The sequence below is a fragment of the Promicromonospora sp. AC04 genome (genome assembly GCF_003058225.1).
Lineage (GTDB): Bacteria > Actinomycetota > Actinomycetes > Actinomycetales > Cellulomonadaceae > Promicromonospora.
In genome coordinates this window covers 19,502-38,777 of record NZ_QBUG01000010.1, presented here as the reverse complement: position 1 = coordinate 38,777, position 19,276 = coordinate 19,502, and the positions used below count along the sequence as shown (strand labels likewise).

15 protein-coding genes are annotated in these 19,276 nt (G+C 72.6%); 3 read left to right on the top strand and 12 right to left on the bottom strand.

Features of this window, described 5'->3' with window-relative positions:
• Positions 1–77: 77 nt before the first annotated feature.
• Positions 78–803 carry a hypothetical protein gene (locus tag C8K30_RS23220; RefSeq protein WP_132232931.1) on the bottom strand — a complete coding sequence of 242 codons (726 nt, stop codon included), beginning with the start codon at positions 801–803 and terminating at the stop codon, positions 78–80.
• Between the two features lie 82 nt (positions 804–885).
• On the bottom strand, positions 886–1,461 hold the full coding sequence (pyrE, locus tag C8K30_RS23215; protein ID WP_108495280.1) for an orotate phosphoribosyltransferase: 576 nt from the start codon (positions 1,459–1,461) through the stop codon (positions 886–888).
• Between the two features lie 154 nt (positions 1,462–1,615).
• Here pyrE and C8K30_RS23210 point away from each other — a divergent pair, with 154 nt between their 5' ends.
• Positions 1,616–2,671 (top strand): magnesium and cobalt transport protein CorA, encoded by a 1,056-nt coding sequence (locus tag C8K30_RS23210; RefSeq protein ID WP_108495279.1) that lies wholly within the window; start codon positions 1,616–1,618, stop codon positions 2,669–2,671.
• 58 nt (positions 2,672–2,729) lie between these two features.
• Here C8K30_RS23210 and C8K30_RS23205 read toward each other — a convergent pair whose 3' ends face one another.
• The 4 genes from C8K30_RS23205 to C8K30_RS23190 are packed head-to-tail and all read right to left on the bottom strand — an operon-like array spanning position 2,730 to position 6,620.
• On the bottom strand, positions 2,730–3,509 hold the full coding sequence (locus C8K30_RS23205) for an SDR family oxidoreductase (protein ID WP_108495278.1): 780 nt from the start codon (positions 3,507–3,509) through the stop codon (positions 2,730–2,732).
• Between the two features lie 9 nt (positions 3,510–3,518).
• Positions 3,519–5,021 (bottom strand): tripartite tricarboxylate transporter permease, encoded by a 1,503-nt coding sequence (locus C8K30_RS23200; RefSeq protein ID WP_108495277.1) that lies wholly within the window; start codon positions 5,019–5,021, stop codon positions 3,519–3,521.
• Positions 5,014–5,619, bottom strand: a complete 606-nt coding sequence (locus C8K30_RS23195; protein WP_108495276.1) for a tripartite tricarboxylate transporter TctB family protein — start codon at positions 5,617–5,619, stop codon at positions 5,014–5,016. The genes C8K30_RS23200 and C8K30_RS23195 overlap by 8 nt, the downstream gene beginning before the upstream one ends.
• Positions 5,616–6,620, bottom strand: a complete 1,005-nt coding sequence (locus C8K30_RS23190) for a tripartite tricarboxylate transporter substrate binding protein (protein ID WP_108495275.1) — start codon at positions 6,618–6,620, stop codon at positions 5,616–5,618. The genes C8K30_RS23195 and C8K30_RS23190 overlap by 4 nt, the downstream gene beginning before the upstream one ends.
• Before the next feature lie 185 nt (positions 6,621–6,805).
• On the opposite strand from C8K30_RS23190, the gene C8K30_RS23185 reads away from it, so the two are divergent.
• Together C8K30_RS23185 and C8K30_RS23180 are read left to right on the top strand one after the other, a co-directional pair.
• Complete coding sequence (locus C8K30_RS23185; RefSeq protein ID WP_233257388.1) at positions 6,806–8,314, top strand: ATP-binding protein; 1,509 nt, start codon at positions 6,806–6,808, stop codon at positions 8,312–8,314.
• The gene (locus C8K30_RS23180) at positions 8,311–9,147 is read left to right on the top strand and encodes a response regulator (protein WP_233257387.1); all 837 of its coding nucleotides are present in this window, start codon (positions 8,311–8,313) and stop codon (positions 9,145–9,147) included. Before C8K30_RS23185 ends, C8K30_RS23180 begins: the two co-directional genes overlap by 4 nt.
• Before the next feature lie 122 nt (positions 9,148–9,269).
• Here C8K30_RS23180 and C8K30_RS23175 read toward each other — a convergent pair whose 3' ends face one another.
• The 6 genes from C8K30_RS23175 to C8K30_RS23150 form a co-directional block, all read right to left on the bottom strand.
• Positions 9,270–9,689 (bottom strand): rhodanese-like domain-containing protein, encoded by a 420-nt coding sequence (locus C8K30_RS23175; protein WP_108495274.1) that lies wholly within the window; start codon positions 9,687–9,689, stop codon positions 9,270–9,272.
• A gap of 237 nt (positions 9,690–9,926) precedes the next feature.
• A complete protein-coding gene (locus tag C8K30_RS23170) occupies positions 9,927–10,931 on the bottom strand; it encodes an isopenicillin N synthase family oxygenase (RefSeq protein ID WP_108495273.1) in 1,005 nt (334 codons plus the stop codon).
• Positions 10,932–11,224: 293 nt separating this feature from the next.
• Complete coding sequence (locus tag C8K30_RS31845) at positions 11,225–11,290, bottom strand: pentapeptide repeat-containing protein (protein ID WP_108495480.1); 66 nt, start codon at positions 11,288–11,290, stop codon at positions 11,225–11,227.
• Between the two features lie 13 nt (positions 11,291–11,303).
• Entirely contained in the window at positions 11,304–12,119 is an 816-nt protein-coding gene (locus C8K30_RS23160) for a hypothetical protein (RefSeq protein WP_146197577.1), read from the bottom strand.
• A 109-nt stretch (positions 12,120–12,228) separates the two neighbouring features.
• Positions 12,229–15,597: a S8 family serine peptidase gene (locus C8K30_RS23155; protein WP_158281107.1), complete on the bottom strand. Its 3,369-nt coding sequence runs from the start codon at positions 15,595–15,597 to the stop codon at positions 12,229–12,231.
• Between the two features lie 235 nt (positions 15,598–15,832).
• On the bottom strand, positions 15,833–19,216 hold the full coding sequence (locus C8K30_RS23150) for a S8 family serine peptidase (protein WP_146197576.1): 3,384 nt from the start codon (positions 19,214–19,216) through the stop codon (positions 15,833–15,835).
• Positions 19,217–19,276: the final 60 nt, after the last annotated feature.

Here is a 19,276-nt window from a genome sequence, read left to right as displayed (position 1 = left end):
AAGTCCGCCTGCATCGAGCGATCAGGCTGGCCCAACGGCTTGGTCGCAGCGGACCGCCGCGCTCCGGCCGGGCAGCGTCAGGTCAGGCCCGGGATCCCGAAGCCGTCGATCTTGCCGCCGGTCTCGAACCGCGGGCCCTTCTCGAGCGGCAGCACGATCCGCGCGACGTCCGCGACCCGCTTGGCCCGCTCGGTCAGGGTCGTCACGTCAGTGCGGCCCGGGCGCCACAGCAGCACCGACGGGCCCTCGATCCGCAGCCGGGAGCCGTGGAAGTCGGGCAGCATCACGATGTTCGCGAGGCGCGCGTCGAGGGCGCGGCGCGCGAACACCTCGTCGGAGGTACGCACCAGCCACTGCCCGTCGAACGCCGGGTTGTCGATCTGGACGTCCTGGGCGCCGAAGAGCTTCTGCCACTTCTCGCGAAGCCCCTCGGGGGACAGGTCGACGACGGGCTCGCCCGGCAGCGCATCGAGCGCGACGACGTGCGCCGTGCGACGCAGACCGGGACGGCGAGTGTCGGCGCCGGGCGAGCCCGCGCGCCACGTGTAGGTGAACGAGACGACCTCGTAGCCGTCGACGCGCCCGCGCAACACGTCGCGGGCCTCGCGGTCCAGGCCGATGCCGAACGGTCTGCCGCTCCAGCGCTGGGCGAGCGCCGGGTCCAGGCCGATGTACTCCCAGCCGTTCGCCTCAGCCCACTGGGCGACGTCCTGCGAGCGCCCGCGCTTCATCACCCGCGCCGCGGCAACGGTAAATACCACGACGCCGACGACAAGCAGGACTAAAGCGACAAATGTGCCCATGACATTAAAGATACCGTAGTGCTAGGGAAAAGTCTGCACGTGAGAGCGATATTGAGACTCCCAGACGCCGGTATGGGCGGATTCAGGCGAGATCGAGATCCTGCAGGCCGAACAGGTAGTGGTACGGCACGCCGAGGGCCTCGATCTTCTCGCCCGCGCCGGTGGCCCGGTCGACGATCGTCGCCACTCCCAGCACCTCCGCGCCGGCGGCTCGGGCGGCCTCGATCGCCGCGATCGGCGAGCCGCCAGTGGTGGTGGTGTCCTCCACGACGACCACCTTGCGGCCCGCGATGTCCGGCCCCTCGATCTGCCGCTGCATGCCGTGCGCCTTCGCCGCCTTGCGCACCACGAACGCGTCCAGGTCCTGCCCGCGCGAGGCGGCGGCGTGCAGCAGCGCGTCCGCGATCGGGTCGGCGCCGAGGGTGAGCCCGCCGACGGCGTCGATCTCGGCCGTGCCGAGCCCGACCTCCTCGAGGTGGTCCAGGAGCACGTGCCCCACGAGCGGGGCGGCCCGGTGGTGCAGCGTGATGCGGCGCAGGTCGACGTAGTAGTCGGCCTCCTTGCCGGAGGACAGGGTCACCTTGCCGTGCACCACGGCGAGCTCCTTGATGAGCTCGGCGAGCTGCTCGCGCGGGGTCGGGGAGAAGTCAGCGTTCACGGTGCAAGGTTACGACGCGCGCCGCATCGGCAGTTCGGCCAGCGGCAGGAGGCGGTTCCGGACGACGGCGGTTCCGGACGACAGCGGTTCCGGACGACGGCCGGGTTGCCGGACGACGGCGCGGGTTGCCGCCGACGTCTGGGAGGGTTGTGCTGTGAGCATCATGGACAACGCGGTGTACGTGGACGGCAAGCGCACGGCCAACCCGGCCAGCATCGAGGAGACCTGCGAGACCACCAGGGAACGCGGCGGGACCGCCTGGGTGGACATGGCCTGGCCCACGTCCGCCGAGATCGAGGCGGTCGCCGAGGAGTTCTCCCTGCACCCGCTCGCGGTCGAGGACGCCATCCACGCGCACCAGCGCCCCAAGATCGAGCACTACGACGACGTGCTGTTCCTGGTGCTGCACCCCGCGCGCAGCGTCGACGACGACGGCGACGGACACGTCGACCGGGTCGAGTTCGGTGAGGTGCACGCGTGGGTGGGCCCTGACTTCGTCGTCACGATCCGGCGGTCCGTCACACCCGACCTGGAGGCGATGCGCGACCGGCTGGAGGAGGACCCGGACCTGCTGCGCCTCGGGCCCGTCGCGATCCTCGCGACGCTGCTGGACAGGGTGGTCGACACCTACCGGCCGGTGGTCGCGCGGCTCCGCCGCGACATCGACCGGGTGGAGGACCAGCTCTTCTCCCGCGACCCCGACGTGTCCCTGCGAATCTACGAGGCAACGCGCGAGGCGATCGGGCTGCAGCGGGCCACGGGCCCGCTGGTCGACATCCTGCACACGCTGCACGACGACGTCGAAGGGCGGTCCGGCTCGGATCCGGCGCAGGACCACCGCTACGTCGAGCTGCAGCGCAACCTGCGCAACGTGCTGGACCACGCCATCAAGCACGCGGAGACCTCTGACACGTTCCGGTCGCTGCTGACGAACGCCCTGAACGTGCACTCCACCCTCGTGACGCAGGAGCAGAACGAGGAGATGCGCCGCATGTCGGAGACGAACCTCCAGCAGAGCGAGCACACCAAGAAGATCTCCGCCTGGGCGGCCATCCTCTTCGCCCCCACCCTGATCGGCACCATCTACGGCATGAACTTCGACCACATGCCTGAGCTGCACTGGACCCTGGGGTACCCGCTCGCGCTCGCTGGGATGGTCGGCCTGGGCGGGATCTTCTACTGGATCTTCAAGAGGGTCGGCTGGCTCTGACGTCCGGCAGGCCCGCCGTCCGCCGGGCCTGCCAGGCCCGCGAAGCCCGCCCGGCTCGTCAGCGGTAGCGGCCGACGGCGCGCACCGCCCAGCGCGGCGCGACCCGCAGCAGGGCCGTGGCCACCTTGTAGCGCACCGAAGGCGTGGACAGGACGACGCCGCGGCGCGCGTCGGCGAGCGCCACCCGGACCACGTCCTCGGCGTCGAGCCAGCCCCACTCCGGGACTATCGACGAGTCGGGGATGCCCGCCCGCGCGTGGAACTCCGTGTGCGTGAGCCCGGGGGCCACCACGGTCGCGGTGACGCCGGTGCCCTTGAGCTCGGCCGCGAGCGACTCGGTGAACGTCCGGACGTACGCCTTCGCGGCGGCGTACGTGCCGCCGGCGGTGAGGGCCGCGACCGAGCCGACGTTGAGGATCGCGCCGCGGTCGCGTTCGAGCATCTGCCCGACGGCGGCGTGCGTCAGCTCCACCACCGCCTTCACCATGACGTCGATCCCCCGCCGCTCGGTGGTGACCCGGCCCTTCGTGAAGCTCGCGGAGGTGGCGAAGCCGGCGTTGTTGACGAGCAGTCCGACGGGCCGCAGGTCGCCCTCCCCGGGCCGGCCGCCGACGATCGCGAGGCGCCGCGCGACCCGCGCGACGTCGTCGGGCACCGAGAGGTCCGCCGGGAGCACCTCGACCGCCACACCGGTGGCGGAGCGGAGCTCCTCGGCGACCTCGTTCAGCCGGTCCTCGTCGCGCGCCACCAGCACCAGGTCGTGCTGGTCGGCGGCGAGCTGCCGCGCGAACTCGCGGCCCAGGCCCGCGGACCCGCCGGTGATCAGTGCTGTGCTCATCCGACCAGCCTAGGCCGCGGCCCGCTCCCGGCGCTTCAGCCAGATGCCCACGGCCAGCAGCACCACTATCGCGGCGTACGCGATCGCGGCGAACGGGCTGGTCACCAGGTAGCTCAGGTCGCCCTGGCTGATCGCGAGGGAGCGGCGCAGCCGGTCCTCCGCCATCGGGCCGAGGATCATGCCGACCACCAGGGGCGCCACGGGGTACCCGTACCGCCGCATGAAGAACCCGGCCAGGCCGATGAGCACCAGGAGCAGCACGTCAACGGGCGAGAAGTTCAGCGCGTACGAGCCCAGCGCGCCGAACAGGATGATGCCCGCGTACAGGTAGTGCCGGGGGATGCGCAGCACCTTCACCCACATGCCCACCAGCGGCAGGTTCAGCACCACCAGCATGAGGTTGCCGAGGTACAGGCTCGCGACCAGCGCCCACACCAGCGCGGACTCGCTCTGCATCAGCAGCGGGCCGGGCTGGATGCCGTAGGACTGGAACGCGACGATCATGATCGCCGCCGTGGCGGTAGTGGGCAGGCCCAGGGTGAGCAGCGGGACCAGCACGCCGGCGGCCGCCGCGTTGTTCGCGGCCTCCGGGCCGGCCACGCCCTCGATGGCGCCCTTGCCGAACTCCTTGCGCCGTTCCTTCCCGGCGAGGCGCTTCTCGGAGGCGTAGGAGAGGAACGTCGCGACGTCGGCCCCGCCCGCCGGGATGGTGCCCACCGGGAACCCGATCGCGGCGCCGCGTAGCCACGGCCTCCAGGAGCGACGCCAGTCGTCGCGCTTCATCCAGGAGCGCCAGCCCTTCTCGAAGGGGATGATCCTGATCGGGCCGTGCCGCATCCGCGAGCCCACGTACAGGGCCTCGCCGACGGCGAACAGCCCGACGGCGACCACCACGACGTCGATCCCGTCCGCCAGGTTGGGCACGCCGAACGTGAACCGCTGCTGGCCGGTCAGGGTGTCCGTGCCGACCAGGCCGAGGAACAGGCCGAGGGCGAGCGACGCGATACCGCGCGAGACGGAGGACCCGAGCAGGGCGCCCACGGTGATGAACGCGACCACCATCAGGGCGAAGTAGTCGGGCTCACCGAGCTGGACGGCGAGGTCGGCGATCACCGGCGCCATGAACGTGAGCGCCACCGTGGCGAGCGTGCCCGCCACGAAGGAGCCGATGGCGGCGGTGGCGAGCGCCGCGGCCCCGCGCCCGGCGCGGGCCATCTTGTTGCCCTCGATCGCCGTGACTATCGATGAGGACTCGCCGGGTGTGTTGAGCAGGATCGACGTCGTCGAACCGCCGTACATGCCGCCGTAGTAGATGCCGGCGAAGACGATGATCGCCGCCGTCGGCTCCAGCGAGTAGGTCAGCGGCAGGAGGAGGGCGATGGTCATGGCCGGGCCGATGCCCGGCAGCACGCCGACCGCCGTCCCGATGAACACGCCGAACAGCGCCCACAGCAGGTAGACGGGGTGCAGGACGGTGGCGAACCCTTCGAGCAGGGCGGAGAAGTTATCCACGGAGGAACGGCACCCCTTCCAGCAGCGGGCCGGCCGGGAGCGACAGCCCCAGCAGCCCGCCGAAGATCACTTGGACGACCAGGCCCAGCACGAGCCCGACCAGGGCGGCGCGCCACCACGGGCGGGCACCCAGGACGACCGCGGCGCCCGCGAACAGGACCGCGGCGGCGAGCGGCCAGCCGACGACGTTGATCGCGAACACGTGCACCACCAGGGTGACCACGAGCAGTACCACCGTCAGCCAGTCGGTCCGAACGGTGGGGTCGACGTCCTCGCCGCCCTCCTCCTCCCCGGCCCGGCCGCTCAGGACCAGGACGACGAGCGCGACCCCCGCCGCGACCAGCAGGCCGCCCACCAGGTAGGGGAAGGCCCGCGGGCCGAGCGTATTCGTCGAGCCCGGCACGGTGATGCTCCCGGCGGCCACCAGCACGTAGCCGCCGAGGGCGGCCGTGGCCAGGGCCAGCACGAGCTCGCCCCACTTCCGGCGCGTCGGTTCGGCCGCGGCCGGTTCCAGGGCGTCCGACGGCGGAGGGCCGGCCTCCGCCGTCGGCTCACCCGGTTGGGTGGGCGCCTCGGGCGCCACGCCTTCGGTGCTCACTCGACGAGCCCGATGTCCTGGAGCACCACCTGGATCTCGGCGATGTTGCCCTCGAGGTAGGAGTCGAACTCGTCGCCGGCGAGGAAGGCGTCGTCCCAGCCCTTCTCCTCGAGCGTGGCCTGCCACGCCTCGGACTCCGCGAGCTCGGTGACGGCGGTGGTCAGCGCCTCCTTCTCGGCGTCGTCGATCGAGCCTGGGGCGACCACGCCGCGCCAGTTGGTCAGGACGACGTCGTAGCCGGCCTCGGTGAGGGTCGGCGCGTCCGGGAGGGCGTCGACGCGCTCGTCGCCGGAGACCGCGAGCGCCCGCAGCTCGCCCGCCTCTACCTGCTCGGCGTACTCGCTGATGCCGGAGATGCCCGCGTCGACGTTGTTGCCGAGCAGGGCAGCGAGGGACTCGCCGCCGCCGGAGTAGGCGACGTAGTTGAGGCTGCTCGCGATGTCCTCCGCGGGCATACCCGCGGCCTTGAGCAGCATGCCGGCGAGGATGTGGTCGGTGCCGCCGGCGGACCCGCCGGTGATGGCGACGTCCTTGCCGTTCTCCTCGATGTCGGCGACGAGGTCGTCGATGGTCTCGTACGGCGACTCCGCCGGGACCACTATGACCTCCTGCTCCTCGGTGAGGCGCGCGATCGGGGTGGTGTCCTCGATGCGGGCCTGGGACTGGTTGGTCTCGACGGCGCCCACCATGACCAGGCCCATCACCAGCAGGGTGTTCGGGTCGGAGGCGTTGGCGATGTTCGCCAGGCCGACGGTGCCGCCGGCGCCGTCGACGTTGGTGACCGTGGCGGTGCCGACCAGGCCCTCGTCCTGCAGGTCGGCCTGCATCGCGCGGCCGGTCTGGTCCCAGCCACCGCCCGGGCCCGCTGGGACCACGATGCTGAGCTCGTCGATGGCGGCGTCGCCACCGCCACCGCCGCTCGGCTCCAGGCTCGAACAGCCCGCCAGGGCCAGTGCCAGGACGATTCCGACGGGGGCAACCCCGGTCCGGATGATGCGCATGTCTCCTCCTTGAGCGGATGCGTGTACCCGGCCCGCTACGTCGCCGACACTCGGGTTCACCTGCGGCGGGAGTCTAGGAAGCGCCGCGCGCCGGAGCCGGGTTCTGGTCGCAACGAAGGTTGTGGTCGTTTAGGTCGCGCCGCGCGGCTACCGCACCGGCCGTCACCCGGTGCACACTGGCGTCCGTGAGAAGGGCAATGACGCTCCGGGCGCAGCTATTGGTGCTGCAGGTCGTCATCGTGCTCGTACTCGTGTGCACGACCGGGCTCGTGGCCTTCAACCTGCAGGAGCGCCAGCTCCGCGACGCCTACGTCGACCGGATGACCGGGGTGGCACAGTCGGTCGCGCGCCTGCCCGCCATCCACGACGCGTTCGACGACGAGGACCCGTCCGCCACGATCCAGCCGATCGCGGAGGTGATCCGTGAGGCGTCGGCCGTTACTTACGTGGTGGTCACGGACGAGCACGGCGTCCGCTACTCCCACCCCGACCCCGAGCAGATCGGGCAGCAGGTGTCGACCGATCCGTCGGTGCCGCTGTCCGGCCGGGTGTGGACGGGCACGCAGACCGGCACGCTCGGCACGTCGTGGCGCGTCAAGGTGCCCGTCTTCGGCGACGCCGCCGACGACGCCTCGCCCGCCCCCGTCATCGGCACCGCCAGCGTCGGGATCCTGGAGTCCGAGCTGCGCGCAGACCTGACCGACGACCGGGGCTGGCTGCTCGGCGCGCTCGCCGCCGCGACGGTCGTCGGCGTGCTGTGTGCAGCGTGGGTGACCCGCCTGGTCCGCCGCCGCATCTACCTGCTCGAGCCCGAGGACATCGCGACCCTGCTGGAGACCCAGGGCCTCACCGACGCCCTGCGCTCCCAGTCGCACGAGTTCGCCAACACCGTGCACGTCATCTCGGGGCTGCTGGAGCTGGGCCGCACCGAGGAGGCCGTCGCCTTCATCGAGCGGTCGGGGTACGGCGGGCTGCTCACCGCGTCCGCGGTCGCCCCGGGCGTGCGCTCACCCGAGCTCGCGGCGCTGCTCCTGGTCAAGGCGATCACGGCACGCGAACGCGGCGCGACGCTCGACGTCGACGACGCCTCCGAGCTCGACGCGCCGACCACCCCGGACGCCTCGTCGCTGCACACGGACGCCCTCGTCGTGCTCGGGAACCTGATCGACAACGCGGTCGACGCGACCGGCCCGGACGGGCGAGTCCGCGTGCTGCTCCGTTCGGACGGGGCGCACCTGCGCCTGCAGGTGGACGACGACGGCCCCGGCGTGCCCGCCAACCTGCACCACCAGGTGTTCAAGGCCGGGTTCTCCACGAAGGTGCCGGGCGACCGGGAGCACAGCCGAGGCATCGGCCTGGCCCTGGTCCGGCGCGTGGTGGACCGGCGCGACGGCGAGGTCGTCATCGGGACCGGCGACCTCGGCGGGGCGCGGGTGACCGTCGACCTGCCCGTACCGGCATCCGCCTCGGCGAGCCGATCGCGGGCCGGCGCGGGGGAACGCGTGGCCGTTGCGGGCGCTCGCGCAGCCGAGGCGGGCAACCACGCGGCCGGCGCGGGCACACACGCCGCCGGCGCGGGCAACCACGCGGCCGGCGCGGGCACACACGCCGCCGGCGCGCCCCGGGAGGCCGCCGGGACGGGTGTGACCGCGGTGACGCGGGCGGTTGCCGGACCCAGGGAGACGGGGCCGTGATCGCGAGGGCGAGTTCCGCCGTCGGGCACGGGACGGGCGGGGCCGACAACCGGGCGCGGACGCTGATCGTCGAGGACGATCCGGCCGTCGCCGTGGTGCACCGCGGCTTCGTGGAGAGCCATCCCCGGTTCGTCGTGGTGGGCGAGGCGCGGAACGGCGCGGACGCGCTGCGCCTCGCGTCCGCCCTGCGGCCCGACCTGGTGCTGCTGGACCTGCACCTGCCGGACATCGGCGGGCTCGACGTGCTCCAACGGCTCCGCCTGCTGCCCGGCCCGCCCGTCGACGTCGTCGCCACGACCGCAGCACGGGAGCTCGACAGCGTGCGGCAGGCAATGGCCGGGGGCGTGCTCGCCTACCTGGTCAAGCCGTTCACCTCCGCCGCCCTGCGCGAGCGGCTCGACGAGGTGTGGCAGCGGCGCGAGGACCTGCGCCGGGCCCAGGACACGCTCGACCAGGAGGAGGTGGACCAGCTCCTCGCCGGGCCACGCTCCGCCACGGACCGGCTGCCCAAGGGGCTCTCCGGCCGGAGCCGTGACCTGGTCCGGGAGGCGCTGGCCCGCCTGTGCGGGCTGGACACCGGGTCGGGCGTCCTCGGCGAGCCGGGCGCGGGTGGATCGGCGGGCGCGGGTGGGGCGGCGGGTGCAGGTGGTGCGGCGGGTGCAGGTGGGGCGGCAGTCCGGGACGCCTCGGCGGCCGAGGTCGCCGAAGCGGTCGGGATGTCGCGGGTCAGCGCCCGCCGGTACCTGGAGCACCTGGTGACCGAGGGATACGCGCAGGTCACGCCACGATACGGAGCAACGGGCCGCCCGGAGAACCGCTACCGCCCGGCGTGAGCCGCCGGCCGGTCGCGAAGTCCGCTTCGATCAAGCACTTACGCAGGCATCCGGCGCTAAAAGCATGCGCAAGTGCTTGATCGAAGCGGACCTCGCGCGAGCCTCCGCGAGCCACCCGCACGTCAGACCGGGGCGGTGAGGGGGTCCGGGGTGGGGTGGATCGGGCCCGTCGCCGTCTCGTAGGAGAAGCCCTCCCGGACCCAGTACTCGAAGCCGCCGATCATCTCCTTGACGTCGTAGCCGAGCTTCGCGAACTCGAGGGCCGCCTTGGTCGCCCCGTTGCAGGCCGGGCCCCAGCAGTACACGACGACGGGCCGCTCCCGGTCGATCGTCTGCTCAGCGCGCAGGCGCACCTTGCCGCCGGGCAGGTGCACCGCGCCGGGGATGTGGCCCTGGTCCCAGCAGTCCGGCGACCGGACGTCGACCAGGGTGAACGGGCTGCCCGCGGCGAGCGCGGCGTGGACGTCGCTGACGTCGGTCTCGAAGGCGAGCCGCCCGGCGAAGTGCGCGACGGCGGCGGAGGTGTCCAGGGAGGTCGTCATGGCCAGATTCTGCGGACGCCACGCGCGCCGGGACAAGGGTCCGGACGCGCACTGTTTCTGAAGTGTCCGTAAGGCGCGCTACTCCGAGCGCCTGGGAGAGTCCACACACTCGGGCTGTGTTGCCGACAGTAGACAACGTCTACTCTCGGCAACACAGCCCCAGGAGTACCTGTTTTCCCCCGGGTCGGACCGACGCCCGGAACTACAGCCCGGCGCGTTACGCCGCCGGGCGGGCCGTCACACGGTCTGCAGCAGCCGGGGGTGCTGCGCCTCCACCACGTTCGGGTGCGCGCGCAGCCGGCTCTTGAGCCAGTTGTCGCCGAACACCGCGTGCAGCGGGTTGGCCGGGTCCCGGGTCACGCCGGGCGCGTCGGCGGCGAGCGCGGGCGGCAGGTCGATCGTCGGGATCGTCGCGTCGAGCGCGGGCCCGTGGAAGTACGGGATCGAGATGCGCTCGGTGCCCGGCGCCGGGGAGACCACACGGTGCAGGGTCGCCTTGAGGTAGCCGTCGGTCGCGATCTCGAGCAGCTCGCCGATGTTCACGACGAACGCGCCGGCGGGCGGGACGACGTCGAGCCACTCGCCGTCCTTCTCGACCTGCAGGCCCGCCTTGCCGTCCTCGACCGAGAGCAGCGTGAGCACGCCCAGGTCCTTGTGCGCGCCGACGCCCTGCGCGGGCGTGGCCGCCGCGACGCCCGGGTAGCGGGCGATCTTCAGGTGCGGCGAGGGCCGCTCGAACACGGCGTCGAACGTGTCCGACGGCGCCCCGAGCGCCTCCGCCCACGCCCGCAGCAGGCGCGTGGCGACGCCGTCGAGCCGCTCCAGCCACTCCTCGGCCACCTCACGGAGCGCGGGGAGGGACTCGGGCCACAGGTTCGGGCCCTCCAGGATCCAGTGGTCGGGGGTGCCGGGCTCGATCGGTACCGCCGGCCGCTCGGCCCCGATGTCGATCTGTTCGCGCTGGTCGACGCGGCCGAGCGTGCGCTCGCCACCCATGCGCGTCCAGCCGCGGAAGTGCGGGCTGTTGACGTTCTCGATCGCGCGCTTCTGCTCCTCGGGGAGCGCGAAGAACTCCCGGGCCGTGGCGTAGGCGCGGTCGATCAGGTCGCGCGGGACGCCGTGGCCGACCAGCGAGAAGAAGCCGACCTCGTGCGTGGCGCGCCGCAGCTCGTCGCGGAAACGCGCCTGGTCGTCGGGGTCGCCGTCGAGCAGCGAGAGGTCCAGTACGGGGATGCCGGGCATGAGAAGGGTCCTTTCGATGGGTGCCGGGTGGGTACGCCGACGGCGGCGGCCCTGGCATCCGTCGATGAGCTCCGCCCGGCACTCCCGGCCGCCAGGAAAGGGCGTGCGAGGGAGGCCGACGCGTGCACAGGGATGCGATGTGAGCGGGGGCTGCTGTCGGCGGCGCGAGGAACCGCGCCAAGGGGGTCGCCTTGTCGGCGACCGCTCAGCGGCGACAGCAGGTACAGAGGAAGGTGCTCACGATGTGAGACACGTTAGCATCCCGAACGGGAGCAGCACAGGCCGGGTCCCGGTCAGCTCGGCACACCGGTCAGCTCGGCACCGGTCAGCTCGGCACCGGTCAGCTCGGCACCGGTCAGTCCGGCACACCGGTCAGTCCGTCACGACCTCGCGCAGGAACCGCACGACCCTTCGTGCACGGAACATCAGCGCGTAGCCGATCGCGATCACGTGGCCCACGACGCGCATCGTCTCGTTCACGGCGCCTTCGAGCAGCGTGTCCTCGTCGTCGATCACGCCGTCCCGGGCCGAGCGCAGGCTCAGGATCTTGGCCCGGTCCTCCGGGCCCAGGCCCTCCAGCAGCTTCGGCACCGCCGACATCGACTGTGCGAACGGCGCGTTGCGGTCGAGCACGGGCTTGATGATGTCCTCGGGCTCGAGGAACTTCCCGGCGATGATCACGACGGCGACGATCGAGCGGCGTCGCGCGTACTCCGCGAGCACCGCGCCCGCGCCTGCGGACGCGCCCATGAGCGCCACCCGTTCGCCCCGCTGCTCGAACCGCTCGACCATCGCGTCGAGCCGGTCCAGCCGATCCTGGAAGGACGCGTCCGACGACCAGCGGACGCGGAACATGGTGGTGCGCACCCCGAGGGCGCGCCACGTGCGCAGCGCCTCCCGCTGGAGGTGCACCACGGGCGGTATCCGATCGCCGAGCCCGGGTACGAAAATCACGCGGATCGGCGGCTTCCCGGTGCGCGTTCCCGCGGCGCCCGGGACGCCATCGGCTCCCGTGGCGACTGGAACACCGCCGGATCCCGTCGCGGCCGGAACACCGCCGGCTCCCGTCGCGGCCGGAACACCGCCGGATCCCGTCGCGGCCGGAACACCGGTGGCTCCCGTGACGCTTGAGGCACCGCCGTCGGGCGCCGGGAGGTCGCTGTTGCCGCTGGTCGTGTGCTCGCTCATGTCGCGCAGGAGGCTACACCGGCGCACGGGTCAGGAACGCTCGGACCTGTCAGACCCTCAGGTCGCTCGGGCGACCCGAGGGTCTTACACGTGGCTCAGCAGACCTGGCTCAGCGGACGCCGTAGGCGTCGATCACCGTCTGCTTGATCGTGGCGCCCGCCCTGTCCTTCGCCTCGACGCGGAGCGAGACGTGCTCCGTACCCGCGGGGGCGCGGACGTCCCCTGCGAACGTCCCGTCGGGCCCGGTGGTCAGGGGCGTGCGGTGCCAGGTGGCGCCGTCGTCCGCAGACCACCACAGGCGAGCGGACGTGACCTTGCCGGACTCGGCGCCGGCCTGGTGTCCCGCGGACAGCGTGACCCTGGTGCTCCGCGGCGCGGAGTTCGTCAGGTCGACGCCCCCTACGCGATAGGCGACGTCGAGCGCGGGCACGACGACGGGCTCGCCCGGCGTGCCGCCGGGCTCGGCGTGGAACGTCCACTCCGTGCGCACGCTGGTGGACCGGTTCCACCAGGACGCCTCTCGCGCGGCGTCGAGCACTACGCGATGGTCCGCGCCGCCGTCGGGCAGGGTGACCCGGGCGTTCGACGACTTCCTGTCGGCGACGAGGGCGCCGTCCTGCCAGACGCGCAGGCGGGTGCTGTCGGAGCCGAAGGACGCGAACGGATGCCGGTCGGAGTCGCTCCAGGGCACAAGATCGAGGGTGAGCCTGTTCCTGGCCGTGGTCATCGCGCCGGCGCCGAGCCGCGTGCCCAGCACTGCCCCGCCCACGGTCGTCCGGGCCTGCTCACCCGGGGCGTAGGTGCGGGGCTCGCCACGGAAGAAGCCCTGCTGCGGCTCCTCGGTCGAGCCCGAGTACACCTCGTGGCCCCAGGCGACGCCGTTCGCGCTCACGTACTCCGTGCGCTGGCCGGGCGCCGCGACCGGGCCCGCGACGGCCGAACCCCAGAGGTCGCCGGGGGCGAAACCGACCCGCGAGCTCTCCGCCAGGTGATCGGGCCCCAGAGCGGCATAGCCGGTCCTGATCGCCGCCGTGTTCCGGGCCGTCGCGCGGAACGCGAAGGTCTTCATCACGTCCTGCGTGTACAGGAGGTCGTACGTGTACGACGGCGCCCGGCCGCCCGTGGCTGGTCCCGCCAGGATGAAGTGGGCCTGCAGGTCGTGCGTGCCGACCGCCACGGGGGCTGCCGTCGGCGTCGCGTAGACGTCAGCGTCACCGGTGACCACGAGGCCGAAGCCGTACGGCTCACCGTCCCCCGCGGTCCGGGTGTCGTCCAGCGCGAGCCACTGCAGGTCCGCGGGGCGCTGAGTGGTCACGGACAGCTCCCGTGCCTTGCGGGCGTCGAGCACCACCGTGGTGTCGTCCGCCACCTCGATCTCCGGGCGAAGCACCGCCGTGGCCTCGGAGACGACAAACGCCTCGTCCGTCGTCCAGAGGAACCCGGTGACCGAGTACCTGCCCGGCGGCACCCGCAGGTCCCGTCCGTCCGCGCCGACCTCCAGGTGCTCGCTGAACAGCGTCGGGTCGTCGACGTTCACCACACGGACGCTGGACACGCCCGTGTGCGGCTTCCCGTCGCGACCGACCGCCCGGAGGTTCAGATCAGCGAGGTCCGGCTCCTTGTAGTAGCCGAGCGCGGTACGGACCTCCCGGCCGTCGGGGTCGGTGGCCGTGACCGCGCCGGAGTAGCGGCGCTCGATGTCACCGACGGTCCGGTCGACAGTGACCTTGACCTTCGCGGCGCCATGGGCCGGGACGGTCAGCGTGGTCGAGCCGAGCCGGACGGCGCCGTCCGGCAGGGGCCTGCCGCCCTGGCCGGTCGCCTCGACGGCGAGATCGAGGGTGACCGCGGCGTCGGTGGCGTTCTTGTAGGTAAGGGTCCGGGTCGCGGTTCCCTGCTGCGGGTACTCCAGCGCGCCGAAGGACAGCGAGGCGGGCACCGGCGTGACCGGGAGCTCCAGGGCGGCGGGCAGGTAGACGCGCCCCGCGCCCTCGTCGAACACGCTCCCGCTGGTGTGCTGGGCCGAGCCCATCAGGATCGCCTTGAGCTGCCGCCCGGTCAGCTCGGGACGGGCCTGCTTGAGGACCGCGGCGGCCCCGGCGACGTGCGGGGCGGCCATCGAGGTGCCGCTCCAGGAGACGTACTCCCCCTCGCCGGAGCCCTCGTTCGTGCCGGCGGCGCGCGCCGCGACGATCTCGACGCCCGGCGCGGTGACGTCGGGCTTGATCGCGTAGTCGCCGCCGCGGGGCCCGCGGCTGGAGAAGGCCGCGACCTCGTCGGCGTCGTCCACGGCACCGACGGTCAGGCCGGAGCTCGCGGACCCGGGGGTGGAGACCGTCCCGTACTCGCCCGCGTTGCCCGCCGCGACGACGAACAGCGTCCCGTACCGGGCGCTCAGCGTGTCGAGCGCCACCGAGGCCGGGTCGGTGCCGTCGGTGTAGTGCTCCGCCTCGCCGAGGCTCATGTTCACGACGTCGGCGCCCTGCTCGGCGGCCCACTCCATGCCGTCGATGATCGACGACATCTCGCCGCCGCCGGACTCGTCGAGCACCTTGCCGACCAGCAGGTCGGCACCTGGTGCCACGCCGCGGTTGGTCCCGCCCGACGCGTCGCCCGAACCCAGGACGATCGACGCCACGTGCGTGCCGTGGCCGTAGTGGTCCTCGGTGTTCCCGCTGCCGGTGAAGTCCCGGGCACCGACCACCGCGTCGTCCAGGTCCGGGTGGGTCGAGTCGACACCCGAGTCGAGCACGGCGACGGTCACGCCGTCGCCGGTGTATCCCGACTCCCAGGCGGCCGGAGCGCCGATCTGCGGCATCGAGTCCGCGTCGAGCGCCCGGACGGGGGCGTCCAGCCAGACCTTCACGTCCGGCACCGTGCCCGAGGCAGAGCGGGCCGAGGCCTGCGGCGCCCGCAGGGCCCCGAGCAGTGCGGCGGCCCCGTCCCGGTCCAGGTCCGCTGAGATCGCCCCGGCCGACTCGAGCGTCCGCTCAGGCTCCAGACCCAGCGCCGCCCAGTCCGAGGTGGAGGTTGCAGACCGGGCCGCTCCGGCCGCTGTCTCCTGGACGATGACCGGCACCGTGCCCCGGCGAGGATCGCCGTACCCGGCGGCGACCAGGCCCGTGACGTCGAACAGTGCCTGGTCCAGGCGATCAGGGACGAGCCCGGCGACGTCGGCCGGGATCACGTGCAGGCGGTCGCCCTCGGTGAGCCGCTGGAACCCGATCCCCTCCCGGCCCGCACCGGGCTCGACCGTGACGGACCTGCGCCCGTCGGCGTACTGCGTGAGCGAGACCTGGTCGCCCGTGATCAGGGTGACGGTCGAGGTGCCCGAGAGCTCGGCAGCCACCGCCCCCGGGGCGGCATCGCCGTCGTCCCGGCCCGCCGCGTCGGACCCGAGTGACCACGCTGGTATGCCCGCACCCAGCGCGATCGCCACGGCGATCGCGGCTGCTGCCGCACCTGCTCTGGCGCGCATCTGCTGTCTCCTTCGTGAGGAAGCCGGCGGCATGGTGCCGCCTCACGGGGACTGACGCTCGGACTCTCGAGAAGGTTGGGCAGAACGGCGGACTCGCTCGGCATTCTGGCTGGTCAGCGAAGTGGCACGGGGGGCTGACGTCGGACGCGCCGCCCGCAGGGTCAGACCCTCAGGTCGCTCGGGCGACCTGAGGGTCTGACACATGGCTCGGCGGACTGGGCTCAGCAGATGGGGCTCAGCGGACGCCGTAGGCGTCGATCACCGTCTGCTTGATCGTGGCGCCCGCCTTGTCCTTCGCCTCGACGCGGAGCGAGACCTGCTCCGTGCCCGCCGGGACGCGCAGGTCGGCGGTGTAGACGCCGTCGCCCGTCCGGTTCAGCGTCGCCTTGCGCCAGGTGGCGCCGTCGTCAGGCGACCACCAGAGGCGGGTCTCGACGATCTTGCTGCCGGTGGTGCCGGGCTGGTGGCGGACGGTCAGGGTGGCCTTGGTACGCGCCGGTGCCTTGTTGGCCAGGTCCATGCCGGCGACGGCGAAGCCGACGTCGAGCACGGGCAGGTCGACCGGCTCCTCCGCGGAACCACCGGGCTTGGCGTGGAAGGTCCACTCCGTGCTCACCCTCGTGGACCGGTTCCACCAGGAGGTGTCCCGTACCGCGTCCAGGGCGACGCGGTAGTCGGCGCCCTCTGCAGGGACGGGGACGTCCGCCCAGAAGTCCTCGACGTCCGCCACCTGGGTGCCGTCCTGCCACACCCGCAGGTGCTCGGACACCCCGTATGCCGAGGACTGGTGCCCCTCGGCGTCTGTCCACCCCGCGATGTTCAGGGCGAGCAGGTCACCCTGGGTCTCGAACACACGGTCCGCGCGGACCTGGGTGTTGAGCACTGCCCCTCCGTATGTCTCCGCGTCTTCCTCACCCCCCGTGTAGATGCGGTTCTCACTGTTGAACAGCACGGTGTCCGAGCCGTCGGCCGGTTCGATGTCGAGGAAGCTTCTCCAGCTCACGTCCGCGCTGAGGTACTCGGTGCGGACGCTGCCCGTGGTGGCCGGGCGGGGATACCCCGGCTTGTAGATCCACCACTTGTCCTCCAGCTCCCCGAACCAGCCGCTCTGCACGACGGCGCCGTCGCCGAGATCGGCGTAGCCGGCCCGGACCGCCGCGGTGTTCTCCGAGGTCGCCGCGAAGTCGACGGTCTCGACGCCGTCCTGTGCGTACAGGAGGTCGTACGTGTACGCGGGGGCCTCGTCGCCGGTGGTGGGCGCCGCCAGCGCAAACCCGGTGCTGAAGTCCAGGCCGCCCTCGGTGACCGGGGCGGTCGGCGTCGCGTACACCTCGGCCGTCCCGGGAACTATGGCGCCGAACCCGTTGAGCTGCTCGTAGGGCTCGTCGGTCCGGTCGACGCCGAGGGAGATCTGCTGCAGGTCCGCCGGCCGCTGAGTGGTGACCGTTACCGGTTCGCCGTCGCCGGCGTCGAGGACCGCTGTGGTGTCCGCGGTGACCTCGACCTCGGGTTCGACGGCCGCCGTCAGCTCGGTGATCGCGCCTTCGGCGTCCTCGTCCCACAGCTTGCCGGCCACCGAGTAGGTCCCGACCGGGACACGCACGGTCTGCGTGCCGCCCTCGAGCTGGACGAACTCGTTGAAGCGCGTGCCGTCGTCGACGTTCATCACGCCGACCGACGCCTCGCCGTCGTACGTCGCGCCGTCCCGGCCGAGGACCTCGACAGTCAGGTCGTAGAGCTCCGGCTCCTTGTCCCAGCCGAGGGTCGTGCGGATCTCGCCGCCGCCAGGGGTCGTCGCGACGACGGCGCCGGACACCCGGCCGGCAGCGCCCGCCGCGGTGTCCACGGTGAGGTCCACGGTGGCGGTGCCCTGCGCGGGCACGGTCACCGAGGCCGCCGAGAGCGCTGCCGCACCGGCCGGCAGCGGTTCGCCGTCGGGGCCGGTCGCGTCGAGCGCGAGGTCGAGCGTGACGTCCGCGTCCGTCGGGTTCTCGTACGTGAGGGTCCGCGTCTCCGAGCCCGACTGCGGGTACTCGAAGGTGCCGAAGGAGAGCGACGACGGCGAGGCCTCGACCCGCTGCTCCAGGGCTGTCGGCAGGTAGACGCGGCCGGCGCCCTCCTCCCACACCGACCCGGAGGTGTGCTGGGCCGAGCCCATGAGGATCGACTTGAGCTCCTGACCGGTGAGCTCAGGCCGGGCCTGCTTGAGCACGGCCGCTGCGCCCGCGACGTGCGGGGCCGCCATCGACGTCCCCGAGGCGGCGACGTGATACTCGTCGACGACCGTGTCCATCGCCGTCCCTGCCGCTCGGGCCGCGACGATGGCGTCGCCGGGAGCGGTCACGTCCGGCTTGAGGGCGTTGTCCCCGCCGCGCGGTCCGCGGCTCGAGAACCAGGTGACCTCGTCGGCGTCGTCCACGGCGCCAACGGTCAGCGCGGCGTCGGCGGATCCCGGGGAGGTCACGGTCCCGTTGCCGAGCTCCCCGTCGTTTCCGGCGGAGATGACGAAGAGCGTGTCGTACTGGGCGCTCAGCGTGTTCACGGCCAGGGACGCGGGGTCCGTGCCGTCGCTGTAGTTCCCGGACTCGCCGAGGCTCAGGTTGACGACGTCGGCGCCCTCACCCGCGGCCCACTCCATCCCGTCGATCACCCACGACATCTCGCCGTAGCCGTCGTTGTCCAGGACCTTGCCGACCAGAAGATCGGCGCCCGGAGCCACCCCGCGGTTCACGCCGTCGGACGCATCACCCGAGCCGAGCGCGATGGAGGCGACGTGCGTGCCGTGGCCGAAGCCGTCGGCCGTGTTCCCGGTACCGGTGAAGTCCCGCGACCCGACCGTCACGTCGTCGAGGTCGGGGTGCGTGGTGTCCACGCCCGTGTCCAGGACCGCCACCGTGACGCCCTCGCCGGTGTAACCGGCGGCCCAGGCTTCGGGCGCGCCGATCTGGGGCGTCGAGTCCGCGTCGAGCGCCTGGACGGGCGCGTCGAGCCAGACCTTGACGCCGGACGCCGCGGCGGTCGCCGCGCGCGCGTCCGGTGCCGGGGCCTGGAGGGCCGCCAGCAGGTCGCCTGCCGCGGCGCGGTCGAGGTCCGCGGCGACGGCGTCGACGGACTCCAGCTTGCGTTCGGGTTCGATACCCAGGTCGGCCCAGTCGGGTTCGGCCGACGCCGCCCGCGTGCCCTTCGTCGCCTCGCCGGAGGCGGCATTCGCCTGGACGATGACGGGGACGGTGCCCTGATGGGACTCGTGGTAGCCGGCGTCCACCAGGCGCGTGACGTCGAACAGCGCCCGGTCGAGGCGGTCCGGGACCAGGTCGGCGACGTCCGTCGGGATGACGTAGAGCCGGTCGTTCACGGTCTGCTGGAGGAAGCCGACGCCCTCGCGACCCGCCCCGCGCTCGATGGTGACGCCCCTCGGGCCGTCCGCGGACCGCGTGAAGGTGACCCGGTCGCCCGTGATCAGGGTGACTGTTGCGGAGGTGGACCCGGTCGTGGCGGATGTCGGGGCCGCGGACGTCGAGGCCGGGGGCGGGCTCCCGGGCCCGGCGGCCGAAGCCGCCGTCCCTCCGCCCACCAGGACTGCGGCGAGCACCGCTGCTGCACCTGCTCTGGCACGCATCTACTGTCTCCTTCGCGAGGAATGGGCGGCATGTGCCGTCCGCAGTAGAGACGCACGGGG

What these genes read in the sequence shown, in the direction of transcription:
- C8K30_RS23220 (WP_132232931.1), bottom strand. Translation starts at nt 803, where the DNA reads ATGGGCACATTTGTCGCTTTAGTCCTGCTTGTCGTCGGCGTCGTGGTA.
- C8K30_RS23205 (WP_108495278.1), bottom strand. Translation starts at nt 3,509, where the DNA reads ATGAGCACAGCACTGATCACCGGCGGGTCCGCGGGCCTGGGCCGCGAG.
- C8K30_RS23190 (WP_108495275.1), bottom strand. Translation starts at nt 6,620, where the DNA reads ATGCGCATCATCCGGACCGGGGTTGCCCCCGTCGGAATCGTCCTGGCA.
- C8K30_RS23175 (WP_108495274.1), bottom strand. Translation starts at nt 9,689, where the DNA reads ATGACGACCTCCCTGGACACCTCCGCCGCCGTCGCGCACTTCGCCGGG.
- C8K30_RS23170 (WP_108495273.1), bottom strand. Translation starts at nt 10,931, where the DNA reads ATGCCCGGCATCCCCGTACTGGACCTCTCGCTGCTCGACGGCGACCCC.
- C8K30_RS23160 (WP_146197577.1), bottom strand. Translation starts at nt 12,119, where the DNA reads ATGAGCGAGCACACGACCAGCGGCAACAGCGACCTCCCGGCGCCCGAC.
- C8K30_RS23155 (WP_158281107.1), bottom strand. Translation starts at nt 15,597, where the DNA reads ATGCGCGCCAGAGCAGGTGCGGCAGCAGCCGCGATCGCCGTGGCGATC.
- C8K30_RS23150 (WP_146197576.1), bottom strand. Translation starts at nt 19,216, where the DNA reads ATGCGTGCCAGAGCAGGTGCAGCAGCGGTGCTCGCCGCAGTCCTGGTG.